Annotated in this window: 22 protein-coding genes and 1 pseudogene; 13 read left to right on the forward strand and 10 right to left on the reverse strand. The window is 67.2% G+C overall.

Going from position 1 to position 21,552, the window contains the following annotated elements; translation table 11 throughout:
- Positions 1-23 precede the first annotated feature (23 nt).
- From HWV23_RS09940 to HWV23_RS09960, 4 genes and pseudogenes are all read right to left on the reverse strand, one after another.
- The gene (locus HWV23_RS09940) at positions 24-1,184 is read right to left on the reverse strand and encodes a site-2 protease family protein (protein ID WP_178290255.1); all 1,161 of its coding nucleotides are present in this window, start codon (positions 1,182-1,184) and stop codon (positions 24-26) included.
- Between the two features lie 51 nt (positions 1,185-1,235).
- Positions 1,236-2,623 (reverse strand): annotated as a pseudogene (locus tag HWV23_RS17075) (HVO_2922 family protein); the annotation flags it as partial.
- A gap of 171 nt (positions 2,624-2,794) precedes the next feature.
- Entirely contained in the window at positions 2,795-3,166 is a 372-nt protein-coding gene (locus HWV23_RS09955) for a response regulator transcription factor (RefSeq protein ID WP_178290257.1), read from the reverse strand.
- An 89-nt stretch (positions 3,167-3,255) separates the two neighbouring features.
- Positions 3,256-3,846 carry a 50S ribosomal protein L15e gene (locus HWV23_RS09960; RefSeq protein ID WP_178290258.1) on the reverse strand — a complete coding sequence of 197 codons (591 nt, stop codon included), beginning with the start codon at positions 3,844-3,846 and terminating at the stop codon, positions 3,256-3,258.
- Between the two features lie 304 nt (positions 3,847-4,150).
- Here HWV23_RS09960 and HWV23_RS09965 point away from each other — a divergent pair, with 304 nt between their 5' ends.
- Positions 4,151-4,828 (forward strand): nitroreductase family protein, encoded by a 678-nt coding sequence (locus HWV23_RS09965; protein WP_246282671.1) that lies wholly within the window; start codon positions 4,151-4,153, stop codon positions 4,826-4,828.
- Positions 4,829-5,020: 192 nt separating this feature from the next.
- Here the strand turns inward: HWV23_RS09965 and HWV23_RS09970 are convergent, their stop codons facing one another.
- Together HWV23_RS09970 and HWV23_RS09975 are read right to left on the reverse strand one after the other, a co-directional pair.
- The gene (locus HWV23_RS09970) at positions 5,021-5,926 is read right to left on the reverse strand and encodes a serine/threonine-protein kinase RIO2 (protein ID WP_178290259.1); all 906 of its coding nucleotides are present in this window, start codon (positions 5,924-5,926) and stop codon (positions 5,021-5,023) included.
- A 136-nt stretch (positions 5,927-6,062) separates the two neighbouring features.
- On the reverse strand, positions 6,063-6,998 hold the full coding sequence (locus tag HWV23_RS09975) for an ADP-ribosylglycohydrolase family protein (protein WP_178290260.1): 936 nt from the start codon (positions 6,996-6,998) through the stop codon (positions 6,063-6,065).
- A 204-nt stretch (positions 6,999-7,202) separates the two neighbouring features.
- On the opposite strand from HWV23_RS09975, the gene HWV23_RS09980 reads away from it, so the two are divergent.
- Genes HWV23_RS09980 through HWV23_RS10000 form a run of 5 tightly spaced genes read left to right on the forward strand, consistent with a single transcriptional unit; the run spans position 7,203 to position 11,201 of the window.
- Entirely contained in the window at positions 7,203-7,787 is a 585-nt protein-coding gene (locus tag HWV23_RS09980) for a DJ-1/PfpI family protein (protein ID WP_178290261.1), read from the forward strand.
- 25 nt (positions 7,788-7,812) lie between these two features.
- On the forward strand, positions 7,813-8,544 hold the full coding sequence (locus HWV23_RS09985) for a ribonuclease H-like domain-containing protein (RefSeq protein WP_178290262.1): 732 nt from the start codon (positions 7,813-7,815) through the stop codon (positions 8,542-8,544).
- Positions 8,545-8,599: 55 nt separating this feature from the next.
- Positions 8,600-9,445 carry a lipoate--protein ligase family protein gene (locus HWV23_RS09990; RefSeq protein WP_178290263.1) on the forward strand — a complete coding sequence of 282 codons (846 nt, stop codon included), beginning with the start codon at positions 8,600-8,602 and terminating at the stop codon, positions 9,443-9,445.
- Between the two features lie 49 nt (positions 9,446-9,494).
- Positions 9,495-10,367: a GIDE domain-containing protein gene (locus HWV23_RS09995; protein ID WP_178290264.1), complete on the forward strand. Its 873-nt coding sequence runs from the start codon at positions 9,495-9,497 to the stop codon at positions 10,365-10,367.
- A 51-nt stretch (positions 10,368-10,418) separates the two neighbouring features.
- Positions 10,419-11,201, forward strand: coding sequence for an inositol monophosphatase family protein (locus HWV23_RS10000; RefSeq protein ID WP_178290265.1), 783 nt, complete (start codon positions 10,419-10,421; stop codon positions 11,199-11,201).
- 36 nt (positions 11,202-11,237) lie between these two features.
- On the opposite strand, the gene HWV23_RS10005 is transcribed toward HWV23_RS10000, so the two are convergent.
- Positions 11,238-12,758, reverse strand: coding sequence for a molybdopterin-dependent oxidoreductase (locus HWV23_RS10005; RefSeq protein WP_178290266.1), 1,521 nt, complete (start codon positions 12,756-12,758; stop codon positions 11,238-11,240).
- A 143-nt stretch (positions 12,759-12,901) separates the two neighbouring features.
- Here HWV23_RS10005 and HWV23_RS10010 point away from each other — a divergent pair, with 143 nt between their 5' ends.
- The 6 genes from HWV23_RS10010 to HWV23_RS10035 are packed head-to-tail and all read left to right on the forward strand — an operon-like array spanning position 12,902 to position 17,413.
- On the forward strand, positions 12,902-13,516 hold the full coding sequence (locus HWV23_RS10010) for an HAD family hydrolase (protein ID WP_178290267.1): 615 nt from the start codon (positions 12,902-12,904) through the stop codon (positions 13,514-13,516).
- Positions 13,513-14,424: an adenosylcobinamide-phosphate synthase CbiB gene (gene cbiB / locus HWV23_RS10015; RefSeq protein ID WP_211693217.1), complete on the forward strand. Its 912-nt coding sequence runs from the start codon at positions 13,513-13,515 to the stop codon at positions 14,422-14,424. The genes HWV23_RS10010 and cbiB overlap by 4 nt, the downstream gene beginning before the upstream one ends.
- On the forward strand, positions 14,415-15,167 hold the full coding sequence (cobS, locus tag HWV23_RS10020; RefSeq protein ID WP_178290268.1) for an adenosylcobinamide-GDP ribazoletransferase: 753 nt from the start codon (positions 14,415-14,417) through the stop codon (positions 15,165-15,167). Before cbiB ends, cobS begins: the two co-directional genes overlap by 10 nt.
- A complete protein-coding gene (locus tag HWV23_RS10025; protein ID WP_178291645.1) occupies positions 15,167-15,718 on the forward strand; it encodes an NTP transferase domain-containing protein in 552 nt (183 codons plus the stop codon). Before cobS ends, HWV23_RS10025 begins: the two co-directional genes overlap by 1 nt.
- Positions 15,708-16,721 (forward strand): threonine-phosphate decarboxylase CobD, encoded by a 1,014-nt coding sequence (gene cobD / locus HWV23_RS10030; protein WP_178290269.1) that lies wholly within the window; start codon positions 15,708-15,710, stop codon positions 16,719-16,721. The genes HWV23_RS10025 and cobD overlap by 11 nt, the downstream gene beginning before the upstream one ends.
- The gene (locus tag HWV23_RS10035; RefSeq protein ID WP_178290270.1) at positions 16,721-17,413 is read left to right on the forward strand and encodes an adenosylcobinamide amidohydrolase; all 693 of its coding nucleotides are present in this window, start codon (positions 16,721-16,723) and stop codon (positions 17,411-17,413) included. Before cobD ends, HWV23_RS10035 begins: the two co-directional genes overlap by 1 nt.
- Here the strand turns inward: HWV23_RS10035 and HWV23_RS10040 are convergent, their stop codons facing one another.
- Both HWV23_RS10040 and HWV23_RS10045 read right to left on the reverse strand, forming a co-directional pair.
- Complete coding sequence (locus HWV23_RS10040; protein ID WP_178290271.1) at positions 17,414-18,160, reverse strand: class I SAM-dependent methyltransferase; 747 nt, start codon at positions 18,158-18,160, stop codon at positions 17,414-17,416.
- Between the two features lie 60 nt (positions 18,161-18,220).
- Positions 18,221-20,089, reverse strand: coding sequence for a receiver/sensor box histidine kinase (locus HWV23_RS10045; protein ID WP_178290272.1), 1,869 nt, complete (start codon positions 20,087-20,089; stop codon positions 18,221-18,223).
- A gap of 172 nt (positions 20,090-20,261) precedes the next feature.
- Between HWV23_RS10045 and nikR the strand changes: the two genes are divergently transcribed.
- On the forward strand, positions 20,262-20,687 hold the full coding sequence (gene nikR, locus HWV23_RS10050; protein WP_178290273.1) for a nickel-responsive transcriptional regulator NikR: 426 nt from the start codon (positions 20,262-20,264) through the stop codon (positions 20,685-20,687).
- 51 nt (positions 20,688-20,738) lie between these two features.
- Here the strand turns inward: nikR and HWV23_RS10055 are convergent, their stop codons facing one another.
- Positions 20,739-21,488, reverse strand: a complete 750-nt coding sequence (locus HWV23_RS10055) for a GNAT family N-acetyltransferase (RefSeq protein ID WP_178290274.1) — start codon at positions 21,486-21,488, stop codon at positions 20,739-20,741.
- Positions 21,489-21,552: the final 64 nt, after the last annotated feature.

The raw sequence follows: 21,552 nt of genomic DNA on the forward strand, positions 1-21,552 counted from the left end.
TGGCCGCGCTTTCCCTGATAAAATCAGGCGTAGCCGTCGGGTGCCTCGATGTCGACGCGGCGCGTGCCGATACCCTGCAGGACCTCGATGGCCGACAGGAAGTCCTCGGAGGTTATCTGGCCGACGAACCGGCCGTCTTCGATGACGAGCACGCGGTCGCCCTTCGATTCGCCGAGGGTTCGCATCGCCTCGAAGGCGTCGTCGTCCGGGCCGACGCTCGGTGGGGCCGGGCCCATCACGTCGGCGACGGTGGTCGAGGACCGCTTTGTGGAGTCGACGTTTCGGACCGTACTCAGCGTCACGAGGCCGGTGACGGTCCCTTTGTCCATGACGGGGTAGGCCGTCGTTCGCTCGGTGACGACCCGGTCGAGGAACTCGTCGACGGTCGTCTCGGGGGTGACCGTCCGCAGGTCCGTCGACATGAGGTCACGAGCGGTCATGTCCGCCAGCAGGTCCCGCATGACTGTCGCGCGGGACTCGGCACCGGCGGCGACGTAGACGAACATCGCGACCAGCAGCATAATCGGCGCGAAGGCGAGGACGGCCACGACGGCCAGCAGGATGGCCATGCCCTTGCCGACGGCGGCCGCGGTCTGGGTCGCTTCGGCGTAGGGCCGCGAACGTGCGAGAAGTGCCCGAAGGACGCGGCCGCCGTCCATCGGGAACGCGGGAATCATGTTGAAGATGGCCAGCGTGAGGTTGATGACCGCGAGCCAGCCGATGACGAAGACCACAACGGGTTGGGCCGGGACGACGAACAGCAGCGCGTAACAGACGGCGGCGACGAGGACGCTCATCGCGGGGCCGGCCAAGGCGACGTAGAACTCGACGTTCCAGTCCTCCGGCAGGTCCTCCATGTGAGCCATGCCGCCGAAAATCCACAGCGTGATGGAGGTGATGGTGATGCCGTAGCGGCGGGCGGTCCACGAGTGGCCGAGTTCGTGCAACAGGACACCGACGAACAGGCCGAGGGCGGCGGCGACGCCGATAACGATGGGCGTGTTGCCGGTCTGCAGCAGCGCGATATCGACCTCGTGTGGCGAGATGCTCGCGACGAAGCCGGCGTAGGCGGCCAGCTGTGCCGGGCGGCTAATGAGCCACGCGAGGACGGGCAGGAAAATCACGAACGTGATGTTGAGTCGGATGGGAATGCCGGTGATCGTGCCGACGTGGAAGTTGCGCATTGGTGTGGGTTGTCCGTAAAAAGGCCCGAAGCCGGGTAGTTATTCGCCTTCGTCGGCGCCGGGAGCGTTCCGCTTGACGCCGTCGACGGCGTCCTGTGCGGAGCTTCGCGAAGAGTAGCCCTCGCCGGAGTCGGCGATGATGTTGCCGTTGTCGTGGCGGAGTCGCCAGCGATACTCGCCGCGGTTGTCCTCGTAGAGTTCGAAGGTTGCGGTCATGGTTATTGCTCCTCGATATCCGCATCGCCCGCGTTGGTTCGGACGCTGTCCAGACCCTGCCGTGCCTTCTGTCGGCTGGCGTAGCCCTCGCCGGAATCGGCGAGGATGTTGCCGTTCTCGTGGACGAGCCGCCAGCGCCACTGGCCGGCCTTGTCGCGGTAAACCTCAAAGCCGGCGGGGTCGATTTTGAGGTAATCACCCGCGGCGGCGTGCTCGCGGACGCCGGCCATCGCGCGCTTCGCGTTGGATTTCGAGGCGTAACCCTCGCCGGAATCGGCGAGGATGTTCCCGTTGTCGTGGACGAGTCGCCAGCGGTAGTCACCCGCGTTGTCCTCGTAGAGTTCGAAGGAGGCCTGACTCTCGTATTCGATAGGCTCGGTTTCGACTTCCTCGGCGGCTTCCTCCGGGTCCTCGGGTTCGATGATGCGGACTTCCGCGCCCAGCGCGTTCCGCATCACGCTGTGCATGCCCTGCTGGCACTTCTGTCGGCTGGCGTAGGCCTCCGCGGAGTCGGCGATGATGTTGCCGTTGCGGTGCCGGAGCCGCCAGCGGTAGCCGCCCGCCCGGTCCTCGAAGAGTTCGAAACGGGCCTGCGACTGCCGAAGGGCTTCGAGTTCGGCCGCGGAGGCTTCGGCCGATGTACGGGCCTCGTCGCGTTCCTCGCGCGTGCTCGCGAGTTCTTCGCGAGTTTCGGCGCCCTCCCGCTCGGCCGCTTCGCGAGTCTCCCGTTCGCTTGCGGTCTCGGTTTCGGCACGCGAGAGCATCGGGACCAGCACCGCGCCCGCGGCGATAACCACCAGTCCGAGGACGTACAGCGCGATAACGCCGGTGTTGCCCGTCGCGAAGGTCCAGTCGGCCGGATAGACCGTCAGGAACCACACGAGTGCGAGCAGACACAGGGCCATGCCGCCGTAGGTCAGGTACGTCGCCAGGTTCCGCAGCGGCAATCGAAGCGCGATGCCGCCGAGCATGAGCGGGACGCCACCGGCCGCCAGTACGATGGCCAACTGCCGAACCGTCCAGAAGGTGGCCGGTTCGGCGACCGGCGGACGCTGGGTCACCAGCGTCGAACTGTAGAGGAACAGCGCGACGCCGATGACGCTGGCGACGAGGCCGGCCACGAACAGCCAGTAGCCGTACACCTCGTCGTCCGTCGAGGGTTCCGTGATGCGCTCGCGGTACAGCGACACGAGCGCACTATCGTCTGCTGGTCTCTCTGCCATACTACTAAATATCTCGGTGAGGAGACATAAATGTTGACACGGATACTATTATGGCTGGTGTACCATGGTATGAGGGCGTATATTCGGTGATATCAGTAGAAATATGCTATTATTGATATATTGGATAGTTGTTTGACAGGTGGTAACGTTAAACGCGATAGGGGGCCGCGGCTACGCCAGTCGGTCGATTCGTTCCCGGAGTTCCGTCGGGCTGAACGGCTTGGTGATGTAGTCGTCCTCGTTGACGTCGACGCCGTCCGGGATGGTCTCTTCCCGGTCCCTCCCCGAGAGGAAGACGACCGGCACGTCGGCGAGTCGGTCCTCGGCGTGAATCTTTCTCAGCACGTCGAGGCCGTTAATGCTGGGGAGCATGATATCCAGCAGGACGAGGTCCGGGACCTCGCCGTCCCGGAGTCGTTCCCAGCAGGCCGTCCCGTCGCTGTAGGCTTCGACGGTGTAGCCGTTCGATTCGAGCGTGTAGGTGAGAAGGTCCCGCAGGTCCGCCTCGTCTTCGGCGATAACGACCGTCGCTCCCGTACCCATTGACGAACGGAGGCGACGCTCGGTAATAACGTGTGGGCTACGCGGACTGTGAGACGAACGCGAAAAACCGCGAGAACGGCCGAAACGGCTTATTTGCCGCGGTTGTTGTTCGAGCGGAGGCTCGGACGGGTGTGTTCGGTCCCTTTGCCACGCTTCTGCTGGCCGCGGCCACGCTGGCCGGCGGAGGTGCGGCCGCGGTAGGCGCGGCCACGGTGGCTGTCGTCGCAGATCCAGTTGAGGTCGTCGTCGTTCTGGATGGCGCCGTGTTCGGGGTCCAGCAGGATTACCTCGAACCACTTCTGGGAGCCGTCCTCACCGACCCAGTAGCTGTTGAGGACCCGCAGGTTGCGGAACTTCCGGCCGGAACGCTCCTCGGCGATGCGCTGGAGGTTCTTCCGGCGGGTAATCTTGTTGACACCCTGGCGCTTCGACCGGCGGCCGGCCTTGAAGCGCTGTTTGCGAGCGGTACCTTTGCGGACGGACACCCGAGCGACGACGACGCCCTGCTTGGCCTTGTAGCCGAGCGAACGGGCCTTGTCGAGGCGGGTGGGGCGTTCGACGCGCTCGATAGCGCCCTGGTCGCGCCATTCCTGCTGGCGCTGCCACTGTAGTTCAGCGAGCTTTCCGTCCTTGGGCGTCTGCCACGCCTCTCGGATGTGCGAATAGAAGCTTCGTGCCATTGTGTTTCACCACGGGCGTTGCGTGGTTCAATCCACACCGCGGCCGTCCGCGCGTGCGAATCACATCCCGACCTGCGTAGACAGGTGCCCGCTGGTGCCCGTCGTCCAGCGAGTTATCGAACATTCCCTACGATATCGGTTAAGGGCTTCGAAAGCCGGTTGGTTCGGCCCTGACAGTGGCAGGGATATGCTGGCTTTTCTCCCGCGTGACTGTCACTCCCATTACCCGGTCACACTCCTGATATCCGGTGGTAGCGGGGTTAGCGAGAGTATTTCCGATGGAATCGGCTAGACGGGGACACACGTGAAGTCCCCATCTAACGCTGCGACTGGCACTGCCGATATCGATACTGACGCCGACGTCCGGTTCCCCGGTGCCCTCGAAGCACTCCGAACGCGCCGCTCCGGGCACAACTTCGACCCCGAGACGGACATCGACGACGAGACGCTGGAAGCCCTCGTCGAGGACGCGACGCTCGCGCCCTCCTCGTATAACCTCCAGCCGTGGGAGTTCGTCGCCGTGCAGGATGACGACCGCCTCGACGAACTCGTCGACCTTGCCTACGGGCAGGAACACATCCGAGAGGCCGGCACCGCCGTCCTCGTCGTTGGCCACGACGAACCCAAGACCGCCGACCGCGTCTTCGACGAGTGGGTCGAGGCCGGCCGGATGGACGAGGAAACCGCCCAGGCAACCAAGGAACAGGCCGTCACGATGTACGACGACGAGCGGATGGGCCGGGACTACGCGGTCCGCAACGCCTCTCTTGCCGCCCAGAACTTCCTGCTTTCCGCCCACGCGCGTGGCCTCACCGCCACGCCGATGATCGGTTTCGATATCGAGGGTGCCGCAGAGTTCCTCGAACTCCCCGAGGACGCGGTCCCCGTCGTCCTCATCGCCGTCGGCCCGAACGGCGGCGACGAACCCGAGCGACTCCCCCGACGCGACGTCGAGGAAGTCCTCCACCGCGAAACCTTCTAAGGTCGCTTTTCGTCTGTTCCATTGCGGTTTCGACGTTTCGAGCCCGTAGCGACGGCATTTCGACACTCTACAGCCGACCCACTCAGCCCCGACTCCCTCAATTCTATATCGCACAATTTGATTTATTAGGGGTTCAACACGGCTATCCTCGAACACGCGAGAACACGTCGAAAAACGGCGAAAAGATACGTCTCAGGCGAAATTACGGACCGTCTCGAACTCGTCGTCCGCGAGTGCGCTCGCGAGGGCGGCTCGGTCGACCTCCGGCGTTTCGCGAGGGTACTTCCGCTCGAAGTAGCCGACGATATTGTCGACATCCCGCTGCAGCAGTTCCTCGCTGTTTTCGTGTTCGGTCGGCACCGACTGGGGCCAATCGAAGACGGTCACGCCTTCGCTGGAGACGAAGACGTTGTACTCGCTCATGTCGGCGTGGACGTAGCCCTCCCGGTAGGCGATCGCCATCTCCTCCAGGATTAGATCGAGGACGCCGACGACCTGCTGGGATTCGAGTTTCGCCTGCGAGAGTTCGACGCCGTCGAGTTTCTCCATTATCAGGGCGTGTCGGTTCTGGTCGACCGGTCGGGGGACCGACACCTCGGGATAGAGGGTTTCGAGGGCCTCGTACTCCCGTTCGGCGGCCTTTCGGGCGGTGTAGAACCACGAGCGGTGTTCCTTGTCGGCGGTGTATTCCCGCTCCTTCTGGACCTCCCGGAAGTTGGTGTAGCCCTCGCGGTGGTATTTGAGAGCCAGCGACTGGAAGGACCGGGCCTCGTAGACGTCGCTTTCCTTGCCCACACCCAGGGGTGCGCCGACGCCATCGATGGTGTCTCGTTCCGAGAAGGTCCGCAACGCGAGCGCGTCGTACCCCTCGAAGGTGAGCCGATAGCCGGTGTACTGAATCGTTTTCCGTTCGACGAGTTCGCGGTCCATACAGCGGTCGATGCGGTAGGTGACCTCCTCCTCGTCGAGCCGGGAGAACTTGGGGAGTTTCCCCTCGCTGACCCACCGCGAGAACCGCATCCCGTGTTCGATGCCCGACAGCAGATGGAAATCGCCCTCCTCCAACTCGGCCATCTGCGCAGCGACGTTCTGAACCATCTCAGCGTGTCTAGCGTCCGAACCCTCAAAAGCACCTCGCGTCGAGGATAGGCCGAGATAAACCGTATATAACGATATAAAATCCGGCTCGTCAGCTCACTCTCCTAAATCGCGGAAACGAACGAGAACGGAGAACTCAGGCCTGTTCGTGGTCGGTTTCGAACAGTTCGTCAGCGAGTGATTCGAGTTCGTCGCGGATGGCCAACTCCGAAAGCCACCGCTCGGGCAGTGCTTCGACTCCGAATCTGGCGCCGGCAAGCGCGCCGGTTACCGCGGCGATGGTGTCGGTGTCGCCGCCCATCATCACGGCGTCGACGATTGCGGCCTCGGCGCTCGTGGTCGTCAGGGCGTGATAGAGCCCGGCCTGCAGTGTCGTGACGACGTATCCCGAGTTCTGGAGGCCGACGCTGTCGGTTTCGCCGTCTCGGTAGGCGACTACCTCGGTCGCTGCGGTTTCGATTTCTTCCGGGAGATTATCGCCGAGCGTGTCGAGTGCGGTCTCCAGCGGCCGGTCGTTACCACCCAACTGCTCGGCGAGGACGTCGTTGAACAGCACACAGCCCCACTGACACCGGGGGTCGGCGTGGGTAATCGCCGACGATTCGCGGCTGACCGTCCCGCGTGTTTCGGGGTCGTTGCGGTAGGCCACCGCGTAGGGTGCACAGCGCATGAGACTGCCGTTGCCGGCGTTGCTGCCCTCCCGACTGGCTTCCCATTCGTTGTGGCCGGCTTCGTCCCAGGGTTCGCCGTTCTCGATTCGCCGGAGGGCGCTGCTGGTCATGATGCCGATATCGAAGGGCCCGGACCGTTTCCACTCGACGAACCGCTCGGCGATATCTGCCGGGTCGAACTCGCCGTTCTCTGCGAGGCTTCGGGCGATACAGAGGGCCATCTCGGTATCGTCGGTGATAGTCCCCGCCGGCTGGCCGTGCGTGCCGTCGGCCAGCATCTCAGTCACGCGGCCGTGCCGCCGCTCGATCGCCTCCGGCGAGGAGAACTCGACCGGCCGGCCGAGCGCGTCCCCACAAGCCAACCCCAGCAGTACCCCGCGTGCGCGTGTGCGTTCGTCCATCCTGTGCGGCTTGCGGGCCGAGTCCCAAACTACTGTCGCTGATTCGAGTGAAACGACCGATATCGCGAGGTAAACGGCTTCGCTGCGGGCTCTCGCGAACGCCCCTCGATTCTCGCCGCCATCAATTTGATATAGCGATATACAGTTTATCGATTCTTTCGTCGCGACCCACAGTTTCATCGCGCTGACTGCCCAATTCGTCGCATGAACGTTGCTATCCTGCTTTTTGAGGGATTCGACGAACTCGATGCGGTCGCGCCCTACGAGGTCTTCGAGACGGCCGGCGATTTCGGCGCCGACGTCGACGCACGGTTCGTCACGCTGAACGGCGCCGAAACCGTCGAAGCGACCCACGGCATGCGAATCGAGCCGGACGGCGTGTTGGCCGATACCGACCCGGACCTGCTCGTCGTCCCGGGCGGTGGGTGGAACAACCGGGACTCGCCCGGCGTCTGGACTGAATACGAAGATGGCGCGATTCCCGACGCCATCGCTCGGTTCCACGACGAGAGCGTGACCGTCGCCTCGGTCTGTACCGGCGCGATGCTGCTCTCGAAGGCGGGCCTGCTGGACGGCCGCCCGGCGACGACCCACCACAGCGCGCTCGATGACCTCCGGGAGACGGACGCCTCAGTTCGCGAAGCCCGGTTCATCGACGACGGCGACGTGCTGACGGCCGCCGGCATCACCTCGGGGTTCGACCTCGCGTTACACCTCGTCGAGCGGGAGTTCGGCGAGGAAGTCGCCGCAGACGTCGCCCGCGAACTGGAGTACGAGCGAACGGTTTAGGAGGGTCGACCCCCGAGGAGTGGTCGTGCGACTGGAGAACTCCTACATTCCCGTGGACGGCGTCGGCGAGGCGACGGAGCGAAAGCTCTGGGAGGCCGGGGCCCGGACCTGGGACGCATTCGAGCCCTCGCTGTGCGGGCCGACGACGGCCGACCGAATCGAATCCTTCATCGAAACCGCGCGCCCGCGGCTCGAATCGGGCGATTCGGCCTTCTTCGACCGGCAACTGCCCTCCTCGGAGCGGTGGCGCCTCTACGAGGACTTCCGCGACGAGGCCTGCTTTTTCGACATCGAGACGACCGGGCTGAACCACACCCACGACGACGTCACCTGCGTCACGTTCCATCAGGGCGGCGACACCGAGACGCTCGTTCGCGGCGACGACCTCACTCCCGAGAACGTCCGCGAGTTGCTGGACGCGCCGCTGCTGGTGACGTTCAACGGCGCGCGCTTCGACGTCCCCTTCCTCGAGGAGTCGTTCGACCTCTCAATCGACGCGCCGCATCTCGATTTGATGTATCCCTGCAAGCAGGCCGACCTGACGGGCGGCCTGAAGACCATCGAGACCGAGGTCGGTATCGAGCGTGACCGCCCGGACCTCTCCGGGGAGGACGCGGTCCGCCTCTGGCGGGAACACGAACGCGGCGTCGACGGGTCCCTGGAGACGCTCGTCTCCTACAACCGCGAGGACACGGTCAACATGAAGACGGTCGCCGACCGGACCGTCGAGCGCCTCGACGAACGGCTCCTGCCGTAGCCGATTCGTCCCGTTCGGGCACAATCGCTTTCCCTGCCGGTTGCCAAGCGCGGGTATGGACTGGCGGCTCATTCCCGAGGAGATGCAGGACGGCGCGATGGCGATGGCCTTCGACGAGGTGGCCGCCGAAACCGTCGCGTCGGGCGGCCCCGCGACGGTTCGGCTCTACCGCTGGATGCCGAGCACGCTCTCGCTTGGCTACGGCACCGACGCCTCGGTCGTCGATTGGGACTTCTGCGAGAAATGGAACATCACCGTCACCCGCCGGCCGACCGGCGGCGGCGCCATCTACCACGACACGGCCGGCGATATCGCCTACTCGATTATCGCGCCGGCAGACGAGTATCCCGGCGACGTCACCGAGTGCTACCGGGAGTTCATGCAGCCGATTTTGGACGCCTTCGACGCCTGCGATATCGACGTCTCCTTTGCCGACGAGGAGCGCGAGGCGCTGTGGTCGCCCTCCTGCTATCTCCGCGCCATCGACCCGGTCCACGACCTGACGGGCCCGGACGGCCGGAAGATAGCCGGAAACGCCCAGTATCGGACCCGCGACGCCATCGTCCAGCACGGCTCGCTGACCTTCGACGTCGACGCCGAGAAGCACCTCGGCTGTTTCGAGGACCCGCCCGTCACGCCCGAGGAGTTCGAAGAGCGGGTCTGCGGCGCCGTCGAATCGGTCGACTACGACGACTCCGTCGAGACGGGGCTGGGCACCTTCGGCGGCTACGACCTCCAGCGGTCCCGCCTCGTGGCCGAACTCGAAGACGCGCTGGCCGAGTGGGCCGGCGCCGAGGAGGGCGAATGGACCGACGCGGAATGGGACCGCGCCAAGGAGATCTCGGGCGGCAAGTACCGGACCGACGAGTGGGTTCGCGAGCGGACGGACCCGCTGGACTGACCGACGAACCGGGCAAACCCTTTGTCGGTGCCGACTGCACTCTGCCGGTATGGGCGCAGTCGCGGACCTGAAGCGACGGACCGGCGTCGGACTCGGCGGCATCCTCCTCTATTCGCTGCTTCTCGCGGGCGGCATCGTCGCAGCGACGGCCACCGGACAGGTCGACTGGACCGATGGCAACCTCGGGCTGTTTTTCGCGGGCCTGCTCTACGGCGTGGGCCTGCTCGGCGTCGTGTCCGCGGTGTCGAACCTCCCTCGCTTCCTGCTCGTGGCGGTCGGCCGACGCCGTGGCCCGATGGAGGGCCTGTCGGCAGTCACCGGCACCATCGAGACGATCGAGGGGACGCTGACGGCGCCGCTACACGACGCGCCGGCGGTCTGCTATACGTACCGCGTACTCGATACCACGGAATCGGAAGGAGACGACGAGGCCGGAGAGGACGCTGCTTCCGATTCGTCGGAGGACGACGAAATCGACGAGGGGAACTGGTCGCTGACCGCGATGGGCGAGGACGGCGTTCCCTTCGCTGTCAGCGCGGCCGACGGCACCGAACGCGTACGCGTCGACCCCGCGGCGGCCACCGTCCACCTCGACGACCGAACCGAGGTCATGGTCGAGGCTGGCGAACACCCCTCGGGCGGGGCCGAGGCGCTCCGCCGGGAAGCCGACCTCGCGCCCGCTCCCTCGGGGGTGCCCCGTCGCTATCAGGAGGCGACGCTCACGCCGGGCGAGGAGGCCTTCGTCGTCGGCCGCGCCCGGTCGGACGGCGGCCTCCGCATCGACGACGGGACGCCCTTCGTCGTCGCCGACGCGGACTACCCCTCGCGGCTTCGGGGCCGCGTCACGGTCGGCTTCGGCGCCGGCATCCCGGTGAGCGCCCTCGGAATCGCCGCGATGCTGTTCGCTGCCGGCGGGTTGTGAGGGCCGGCCCGGGACGAACCATTTTTGCGCGAACCGGCCGCAGGCACGGCCATGTCTTCGGTCCCCGACCACGCCGAATCGGTCGCTATCGACGCCTGTCTCCGCGGTGGCCGGTATCTCCGTGCGGCCTTCCGCGACGGCGAGACGGACGCCGACCACTCCGCGACGGACGTGAAATCGAGCGCGGACGTCGAATCGGAATCGCGGATGCTCAACGTCCTGAAACGGGCTTTTCCGGACCACACTATCGACGCCGAGGAATCGGGCCGCCACCCCGGCGACGACCGGTATCGCTGGATCGTCGACCCGCTCGACGGGACCAACAACTTCGAGGCGGGACTGCCCGCCTTCGCCGCGGCGGTCACGCTGCTGGTCGACGGCGAGCCGGAACTCGGCGTCGTCTACGTCCCCAGCACCGACGAGTTGTACGTCGCCCGTCGCGGGGCGGGCCTCCGGTACGACGGCGAGCGAGTCGACGGCGCGGAGACGCCACCGCCGACCCCCGAATCGGCGACGGTGATGTCGGTCATCGGCCACGGCGTCAAGCGGGACGCGGCCGCCAGCGCAGTCTCCGAGGCCATCAACCGCGGCATCGAAACCGCCTGCAAGCGGCGCCTCGAAAGCTGGAGTCCGACCGTCCACTGGGGCCTGCTCGCTCGCGGCTGCATCGACGGCGCGGTCTGTTATCGCCCCGACGCCGAAGAGCAGGCGCTCGGCGAACTGTTCGTCGAGGCGGTCGGCCACGAGACGGCCGCGGGCGAGGAGTGGTTCGTGGCGGCCCGAACCGCGGACCTCCGCGAGCGACTGGTTGACGTCGTCACGGACGCGGTCTGATTCGCGCTGGTACCACCGGCCCCCGAAGCAGGGGTCTCAGAAGGGGTTGGAGCCGCCGTCGCCGACAGTCCGGGTGACCCACCCCGAGGGCCCGCTCGGGAAGGGGTCGGTTTCTTCGGCGGGCTGGACGGTCCCGTCGGCCTCGATGGCCCGGACGACCACGTCGTGGGCACCCTCGGGCGCGTCGTATGCGTGAACCCACTGGCGCCAGACGTCCTCGCCGGGCAGCGGCTCCGAGAGGGTCGCGTCGGTCCACGTCTCGCCGCCGTCGGTCGATACTTCGACGCCGCCGATACCGCGCGTGCCGGCGTAAGCGTGGCCGCCGACGCGGACGCGGCCGCCGTCGAGTTCCTCGACGAGGTGGAGTTTCGCGACGGTCTTGACGGGGCCGGTGCCGTGCCAGCCGCGTTCCTCCCAGTAGCCCTGTGCTTCCTCGTCGAGCACTTCGATTTCGGTGACCCACTTGACGTTGATTTCGCCCCAGTGGCCCGGGATGAGGACGCGGGCGGGGTAGCCGTGGCCGCGGGGGAGCGTCTCGCCGTTCATGCCGTAGGCGAGAAAGCCGTCTTCGAGCGCCGCCAGCGGGAACTCCTGATAGTAGCCGTCCGTCGCGTGAAGCATGACACAGCATTCGTCGGCGGGGCCCGCCGGGTCGACGAGGTCCATGATGGGGACGCCGGTCCACAGCGCGTTGTCGAGTTTCCGGGCGTTGAGTTTCTCACCGACACACCGGAGGGTGACAAAGCGGTTCTCGGCGTCCATCCCCGTGATTTCGTCGTAGGTGTAGGACACTTCCTCGTCGACGGCGCCGGTGACCGACAGCGTCCAGTCGTCGGGCGAGACGGTCGGGTCGGTGGTGTTGATGTCCACCTCGTAGAACCGTTCGGAGACGAGCGGCTCCAAGTCCGGCACGTCGAGGCTCTTCTCGTCGGCCTCCTGCAGCAGCGGCCCGATTTCGGCCTCCGCGCCGTCGTCGTCGACGGCGGACCGCTCGGGTCTTGCGGCCGAGAGGTCCCCGCTTCCGAGGAGGTAGCCGCCGCCGAGGGCGCCGATGGCGCTGACGACGCCCCCGAGGACGCTTCGGCGGTCCCGAAAGCCCGCTTCGCGGTCGGTAATCGACACGAGGTTCGCCGCCGCGACGACCAGCGCAACGGCGACGCCAGCGGCGAGGGAGGGCAGCGTCGCCGCCGTCACGGTGACGGTGACGCCGGCAGCCAGCACGCCCGCAATCGGGGCGGCCGCGGCGGCGACTTCCAGCCGTTCGGCGGTGGCGATGCCCACGCCGGCGGCCACGGCCAGCAGCCCCGCCGAGAGCACCAGCGCGACGATGAGGTTGAGGCGGCTACCGAGGTCACCGAGAAGGAGGATGCTGTAGGTGACGACGACCGCCGGCAACCGCCGGGCCAGCAGGCCGGCTATCGGCCCCGCGATGAACGAAGGGGTGAACGATGCGACGGCGTAGGACCCCGCGACGCCGGCGACGCCGGCGGCCAGCGACACCGCAGCTGGCCCGGCGGGGACGGCATCGAGGATGTCGGTTCGCGATGGCGGATTCATGGGCGGTGTGACGACCGTTGGCACAGTAATGGCTCCGAGACGGATAATTCATGGCCTGCCGGCCGGATACCGTGCTTTCCCGCCCGTTCCGGTCCAGGGGCGTGCCCACGAAATTCAAGTCGCGGCCCCCGATAGGTCCGGTCGTGGCAGTTACCTTCGACCTCTTCGGCACGCTCGTCGACGCGGACACACCCGCCGACCCCGCCGCGGCCGTCGCCCGCGAGTTACGCGACCGCGACGTGGCCGTGCCCGACGATTTCGACGAGGCCTACCGCGAGGTCCACATCGACGCGCCGCCGGGGGCCGAAGTCCCGCTGCCGGCACACGTCTCGGCGGCGCTTGGCTCTCGGGGCGTCGACGGGCCGAACAACGCCGCCCGGCGGGCCGTCGTCGCGGCCTTCGACCCCGACGTCGAACGCCGCCCCGGCGCCGAGGCCGCAATCGAGGCGGCGAGGGAGGTCGGCCCGGTCGCCGTCTGCTCGAACTGTAGCGTTCCCGAGTTGGTCCGCCGGACGCTGATTCGTGCGGACCTGAAAGGGGCCTTCGACGGCGTCGTCACGAGCGTCGGTTGCGGCTGGCGGAAGCCCGATTCCCGCGCCTTCGAGGCCGTAGCGCGCCGAATCGAGGTCTCCCCCGCCGACCTCGTCCACGTCGGCGACGACCCCGAGACCGACGGCGGGGTCACCGAGGTGGGCGGCCACTTCGTCGACGTGGCCGAGACGCCGCTGGCCGAGTTCGACCCGGAGGTACTGCGGTGAGCACCGCGGGGCTTGCTGTCGCTATCGCCGCCGGCCTCGCGCTGGCGCTCGACTGGACGTTTCGGGAACCGCCCGCCGAATACCACCCCGTGACCCTGTTCGGCCGGGTGGTCGACTGGGCCGACCGCGAGTACCGACGCCCGCGACTGGCGGGGGCCGCGCTGGCGTTCGTCCTGCCTGCTGCTGCGGCACTTCTCGTCTACGGTGTGCTGTGGCTGGCGTGGCCGTGGGTCGTGACTGGTCTCGTCGCCGGTCTCCTGCTGTGGTCGACGTCGAGTTTCCGCCTCCTGCTGGATATCGCCGGCCGCGCTCTCGTCGAAAGCGAGCGGGACATCGAGGCGGCCCGCGAGGCGCTGCCGGCGCTCGTGGGGCGGGACGTCGAGGACCTCTCGCCGGAACTCGTCCGGAGCGCGGCCGTCGAAAGTGCCGCGGAAAACCTCTCGGACGGCCTCGTCGCGCCGTTGCTGGCCTTCGGGCTTCTGTCCGCCGTCTCCCTGCCGGCGGCGGGCGCCGCCGCGGCGTACGTCAAGGCGGTCAACACGATGGATTCGATGCTCGGCTACCCCGGCGCCTTCGGGTGGGGCAGCGCCCGCCTCGATGACCTCGTGATGTTCGTCCCTGCGCGGGTGACGGCGCTGCTACTGGCCGTCGTCACGGGCGCGCCGGCCGCGTGGTGGCGTGCCCGCCGCTACGCCGCGACGACCGACTCGCCCAATGCCGGGTGGCCGATGGGGACGCTGGCGGCGGCACTGAACGTCCGCCTCGAAAAGCAGGGCGTCTACACGCTCAACGAGGTGGCCGATTACCCCTCGGTGGCCGACGGCGACGCGGCACTGGCGGCAGTCAAACGCGTCGGACTCGTAAGTTACACGCTGGTCGCGCTCGTCGGCGTGATACGGTGGCTCTAACCGAACTCGGCTCGGCCGTCCGCGGCGGGGCGGCCTTCCTGACGCGTTTGCCCGTTACGACCAGCGAAGGCGACTGGCTCCAGTTTCAGGGGACGCCAGCGGTCTTCCCGCTGGTCGGCTATCTCATCGGCGTACTCGTGGCGTTGCCGTTCGTCCTGCTTGGAGGTCACGCTGCGGCCGCCGGCTTCCTGCTCGCGTTGTTCGTCGTTGCCGGCATCAACCACATGGACGGCGTCGCCGACCTCGGAGACGCCGCGGCGATTCACGACGCCGAGGACCGAAAGCAGGCGCTCAAGGACACGACCACGGGTGTCGGCGGCACCGTCGCCGTCGCCGTCATCGTCGCCGGTCTCGCGCTGGCCGGCCTCGCGCTGGCGTCGATGCCTTTCCGGGCGGCCGTCGCCTTGGTCGTCGCAAGCGAGGTCGGCGCGAAACTCGGCATGGCGACGGTAGCCTGTCTCGGCACCGCGAGCCACGAGGGGCTCGGCTCGCAGTTCACGCGCAACGCGAGCCGGCAACTCCTCCTCGGGCCGGCCCTCGTCGCGGTGCCCGCGGCGATGCTGACGGGCTTTTCGCCGGCCGCGCTCGTCGCGGTGCTGGCCGGTCCGGCCGTCGCCGTCGGGCTTGTCCGGTGGGCCGACGACGCCCTCGGCGGCGTCAACGGCGACGTCTTCGGCGCGACGAACGAACTCGGCCGCGTCGTCGCGCTACACGCGGGGGTGTACGTATGGATGTACTTCTGATGTGCGGCGGTCGGGGGACCCGTCTGGACCGCGGCGAGAAACCGCTGTTCGAAATCGGCGGCGAGCCGATGGTCGACCGCGTGCTCGCGGCACTGGAGGCCAGTCGCGCCGGGACGGTTCACGCCGTCACCGCGCCACACGCCCCGGAGACGGCCGACCATCTGGACGGCCGGGTTCCCCGCATCGAGACGGCCGGCGAGGGGTACGTCGAGGATTTGACGACGGCGCTGGACCGCGTCGAGTTGCCGGTCATGACGGTGGTTGCCGACCTCCCGCTGTTGGCCGGCGAGGTGGTCGACGAGGTACTCGACGCCCACGAGTCGGGGCCGCTGACGGTCTGTGTCCCGAGGGAGCTGAAAGAGGCTCTGGACGTGAGCGCTGATACGACCCGCGCCCACGGCGGCCACGAACTCGCGCCGACGGGGCTCAATATCGTGGGCGCCGAGGATGCCGACGAGACACTCCACGTCAGTTACGACGCCCGCCTCGCGGTCAACGTCAACCGCCCGGCGGACGCCGAAACCGCGGAGGTGCTCGCGGATGGACCCTGACAGCGTCGCCGACGCCGAGCGGGTCCCTCACGGCTCCAGCGACGACCCCGGCGTGCTGGATTTGAGCGCGAACATCAATCCTCGCGTGCCCGACGGCTCCCGGGCCGTCTACGAGGCGGCGTTCGACGACGCTCGCTCGTATCCCAACGACGGTTATCCCGACTTTCGAGCGGCCGCCGCCGAGTACGTCGGCTGTGACGCGGATGCGGTCGTTCCAACCGCGGGCGGCCTCGCGGCGATTCGCCTCGCAATCGGCGTCGTCGTTTCGCCGGGCGACAGCGTCCTCGTCCCCTACCCCTCCTTCGGCGAATACGCCCGCGAGGTCGAGTTGGCGGGCGGCGACCCTCATCTCGTCCCCCACGACGAACTGCTTGATGCCGACCCGACCGACCACGCGATGGCTATCGTCTGTACGCCGAACAACCCGACCGGCGAGTTGCCGCCCGCCGACGAACTGGCGGCCTTCGCCGACCGATGTGTGGCCGCCGATACCGTCCTGCTGGCCGACGAGGCGTTCCTCGGCTTCACCGACCGCGCCTCGCTGGCCGGCCGCGAGGGGTGCGTCGTCGCCCGCTCGCTGACCAAACTGTTCGGCCTGCCCGGCCTCCGGGCGGGCTTTGCGGTCGCTTCCGGCGAACTGCTGGAGCGTCTCAAAACCGCCCGTCGCGCGTGGTCGGTCGGCGGCCCTGCTGCTGCTGTCGGCGCCCACGCCATGGCCGATTCGGCCTTTATAAATGAGACGCGCGAGCGGGTCCGGGAGGAACGCCAGTATCTCCACGAGGGACTGGAGTCCCGCGGCTTCGAGGTCTACCCCTCCGACGCGCCCTTCCTGCTGTGTGACGTTGGCGAGGACCCGGCGGCCCTGCTCGATGCCTGCCGCGAGCACGGGGTCGTCCTGCGGGATGCCACGACGTTCCGTGGCCTCGACAGTCACGTCCGCATCGCCGTCCGGGACCGCGAGGCGACCGAGGACCTGTTCGCCGTCCTCGACGAGGTGTGGTGATGTTCGAGTACGACCGCACTGACGATCGACTCACGCTTTTCCGGCCTGACACCCGGTGGCTCTCGAACGGTTTCGACGGCGGCTATCGCGATGCCGACGCCGCCCACAACCTCACGGTGCCGGAGGGGTTCGACCGGACGGACCTCGGGGCGTACGCCGCGGAACGCCTCGGCGAGCGGCCGTCGGGGCCGACCCTTTTAACCGGCGTCAGCCAGCGGCACGCCCGCGGCGCTCGCTGTGGCCCCGTCGAGGCGGTGGCGACGGTCGGTCTCTCGAATCCCGCGGTGTTACCGGTGGAGGGCGACGCCGAACCGGCTGCAGGGGAAACGATGGCCGACGGCTGGCGACCGGGTACGGTCAACGTCTTCGTCGGGACGACGCGCGCCCTCGACGACGGCGCCATGGCCGGCCTGCTGGCGACCGCGGTCGAAGCGAAGACGGCGACGCTGCTCGCGGCGGCGGACGTGCCGGGCACCACGAGCGACGCCGTCGTCGTCGGCTCTGCCCCCGAGGGGTCTCCGTCGGCCTTCGCCGGCAGCGCGACGGAGGTCGGCGATTCGGCGCGGGCCTGCGTCCGCGATGCGGTGCTGGCCAGCCTCGATGCGCGCTACGACGGCGAGCGTCCGCCGACGCCCGAGGAGGCCCGCTACGGGCTGAGGACGACCCGCGAGCCGTCGGGCTTCGAACCGTGACTACTTCTCGGCGACGACGACCAGTCGCTCGGCGTCCTCGTCGAAGTCGCGACCGTCGAGGTCGCCGTAGACCTCGACCGCCGAGAAGCCGACTTCCCGGAGCAGTTCGGACAGTTCGTACGCCGAGTAGAGCCGATGGGAGACGGTGAACTCGCGGGTCTCGCCGTCGGCAACCAGCACCCAGCGGTTCTCCATCCAGCACCAGTCGTCGGTCACCTCTCGGTCTTCGAGGAGGTAGGTGCCGTCCGCCTCGGACCAGCCGCGTTCCTGAAACTCCTCGGCCAGTACCTCCTTGCTCGTGAGGCTCATCACGAGTTTGCCGCCCGGGGACAGCGACTCGTAGATGTTGCGGGCGGCCCGCTCGTCGTCGGCGCGGTCCTCGAAGTAGCCGAACGACGTGTAGAGATTGACCGCGAGGTCGAACGTGTCCGGCCGTCGGAACTCGCGCATATCGGCGTTGACGAACTCGACGTCGGCCCCAGCCTCGGCGGCCCGCTCGCGGGCGGTCTCGAGATAGGGTGCCGTCGCGTCGACGCCTGTCACCTCGAAGCCGCGAGCGGCGAGTTCGACGGCGTGGCGGCCAACGCCGCAGGGCATATCGAGGACGCGGCCGCCGTCGATACCCGCCAACCCGAGAACGTCATCGAGTTGTTCGGGCGCCTTCTCGACGGTTTCCGGCGGGAAGACGTGCGGTTCGACCGCCTCCCAGAAGGCCGGGTTCTCGTGCCAGGGGGGTGTACCGTCCATACGGTCGCCTCGGAGCGAGATTAATAAGTCGCTACTGGTGGTGTGGGGAAAGATAACACGCTATTCGAACGTGACGTCGGTAACCTCGAAGCGTGCGCCGTCCGACTCGCTTTCGGTGACGGCGACGGTCCAGCCGTGGGCGTCGGCGGTTTTTCGGACGATACTCAGCCCGAAGCCGGTGCCCTCCTCGCTCGTCGAGTAGCCGGCGTTGAATACGGATTCGCGTTCGCTCTCGGGGATTCCGGGGCCGTCGTCGGCGACGTAGAAGCCGTCGCCGTCGATGGAGCCGACGGTAATGGTCACGTCCTCGCCGCCGTGCTCCACCGAGTTCCGAAAGAGGTTCTCGAAGAGCTGTGCCAGCCGGCTTTCGTCGGCCAGAACGGTCACGGAGTCGTCGAGCAGGACGTTCAGGTCGGCGCCGTCGGTGTCGACGGTCCGCCAGCAGTTCCGGGCGTGGGGCCCGAGGGCGACGGGTTCGCGGTCGGTCACGGTTTCGCCCTGCCGCGCCAGTTTGAGCAGGTCGTCGATGAGCGCGTCCATGCGGGAGAGGGCGTCGTCGATGTGGTCGGCGTGGGCCTCGATGTCGCCGGTCTCGACGAGCAACTCGAGGCGACCCTTGGCGACCGACAGGGGGTTGCGGAGGTCGTGGCTGACGACGCCGGCGAACTCGTCGAGGCGCTCGTTCTGGCGTTCGAGGCGCCGCTGGCTCTCGCGGAGTTGTCGGTGCTGGTCGACGCTATCGAGGGCGACTTCGACGTTCGCGGCGAGAAGCTTCGCCAGCGACACGTCCCGGTCGTCGAAGGCGGACCGTTCGGTCGCTCCCGCGATGAAGACCCCGTGGTCGCCGAGCGGCAGCAGCATCTCGCTGCGAATCGGGGTCTCGGGATTGTAGCGGTCCGGTTCGTTGCGGACCTCCTCGACGGTTCGGGGCTCGCCGCTCTCGAAGACCTCCCAGGCCAACCCCTCGCCGCGCTCGAAGTTCGGCGGGTCGGGTATGAGTTCGCGCCCCTCGTCGGTAATCGTCTCCAGAACCAGCGCGTCGCGGTCCGCATCGTAGAGCCACACCGCGTGTATCGCGAGGCCGACGATGTCCCGGGCCGCACCCGTCGTGCGGTCGGCGATTTCGTGTTTCGTCTCGGCCTGAATCACCTGCCGTGTCACCTCGTGGAGCCGCGTCAGTTTCCGCTCGTAGGCCTTCCGGTCGGTGATATCCCGGATGACGCCGACGCTGCCGCGGTAGGTGCCGTCGTCGGCCCGAAGCACCGCGAGGTTGGCCTCGACCTGCCGGCGTTCGCCGCCGGCCGTCATGACGCTCATCTCGTAGACGTCCCAGTCGGGGCCGTCGTCGTCGAGCAATTCGCGGATGCGTTCGGTCGCGCCCTCGAACTCGTCCTTGACGATGAACGCGCTGGCGTGGGTGCCGACGATGGCCTCGCGGTCGGTGCCCAGATACTCGGCCATGGCGGCGTTGGCGAATTCGACGTACCCCTCGTCGTCGAGGACGTACATCGGGTCGCCGACGGTTTCGACGAGGGCCCGGTACCGCCGCTCGGTTCGGCTGTCTTCGAGGGCCTCGTGGACCCGGTCGACGAGGACGTCGAGCGTCTCGGGTTGCTGTGGCACGTAGTCGGTGACGCCGGCGGCGACGGCCTCGCTGGCCAACATCTCGTCGCCGTCGGCGGGATAGAGGACGAACGGCAGGTTCGGGTCGGCTTCCCGGATTCGTTCGCAGAACGCCACCCCGTCGGTTCCCGGCAGGGCGTGCTCGCTGACGATACAGTCCGCGTTCCGCGGGGGCGTCGCCGCCGACGGGTTCGAGACGGCCTCGACGGTCACCGACCCGTCGCCGTCGAAGGCCTCGGTGACCCGCCCGGCGGCCTCGTCGCCCACGTATAGCAGTCGCCACGAATCCCGCCCCCCGGATGGCATGACTCGACACCAAGGAACGGTCGATTATTGTTGTTTTGGTCACGAATCAGACGGCGAGGCACCCTGGTTCGGCCCGGGACCACCGACGAACGCGGCGTTCGGCTAATAAAACCGGCTCCGAAACCCCCGCTCGGTACGCAATCCTTAATAGAATATACGGTTGTTTTAATATATGACCGTCGTCAGCGTCTCGATGCCGGAATCGTTGCTGGAGCGGCTCGACGAGTTCGCGGAGGAACACGGCTACACCGGCCGCAGCGAGGTGGTCCGTGAGGCCTCTCGTAACCTCCTCAGCGAGTTCGAGGACAAGCAACTCGAGGGCCGCGAGTTGATGAGCACCGTCACCGTCGTCTTCGACCACGAGACCTCCAGCGCCGAAGAGCGGATGATGCAGGTCCGCCACGACCACGAGGACATCGTCGTCTCGAACGTCCACAACCACGTCGGCGACCACTACTGCATGGAACTGTTCATCCTCGAGGGCCCCCTCGACGAAATCTCGACGTTCGTCGGCAAGATTCGCGCGACCAGCGACGTGCTCTCGGTCGATTACTCGGTGATTCCGGTCGACGACGACGACGTGCCGCTGGCGGGATAAGGACGTTCGGTCGTCCCCGATGACGAGCGGCGGGCGTGGAATCGCCTCCAGCTAGAGGTAGCTGTCGTCCCACTCATCGGGCCGGTGTGCGTTGCCGCAGCTTTGACACTCAATGCGGTCGAGTCCGTCGGCGGCATTGGCCATCGAGCCACAGTTGATACAGTAGAACCCGTACTGCTCGGTTAGCTCCGAATCGGTGTACAATCGGAGGAACGGCGCCTCAGTGCCAGGAATCTCCTCATCGCCCGTGTGGACCGTCTCGCCGTCCTCCGTCTCGATGGTCTCCGCCCGGTGGCGTTCCTGGTGTTCGTCGCTGGCTTCGCTGGTCTCGGTGCCGAAGACGTTGATGGTGAACTCCTCCTCCGCGATGGTCTCCTCTCGACTGTCGATTTCCTCGTAGCCGAACTGTTCGAAGAACTGGTCGCCCGCCTCGTTTTCCGAGAGGATGAGCGCCCGGACCGTGTCGGCGCCCTGCCGTTCGAGTTCGTCACGAATCGCCTCGAACAGTCCCGTGCCGATGCCCCGACCCTGGGCCTCGGGGTCGACGAACAGCCAGTCGATTTCGCCGTCACCGCCGACGAGCGACCCGGTGGCGAAACCGACCGACTCGCCATCGTCCTCGGCGACGAGAACGACGTCATCGTCGTTTTCGCGGCGCTCCGTGAGATTGTCGGGGTCGAACTCCGAGCGGACGATGCCCTCGAGTCCCTCGGGGCTCAGCGAGTAGGACGCGCGCATCGAGTCGCTGGCAATCTCCCGGATTACCGCATCGTGGTCGGCCGTCGAGTTGGTGACGTCCATGCCCATACTTCGGGGCCCACGGGATTATTTGTTGCCCCTACAAGAACACAATCTGGTAACCAAG

It is taken from the genome of Natronomonas halophila (assembly GCF_013391085.1).
GTDB classification, from domain to species: Archaea; Halobacteriota; Halobacteria; order Halobacteriales; family Haloarculaceae; genus Natronomonas; species Natronomonas halophila.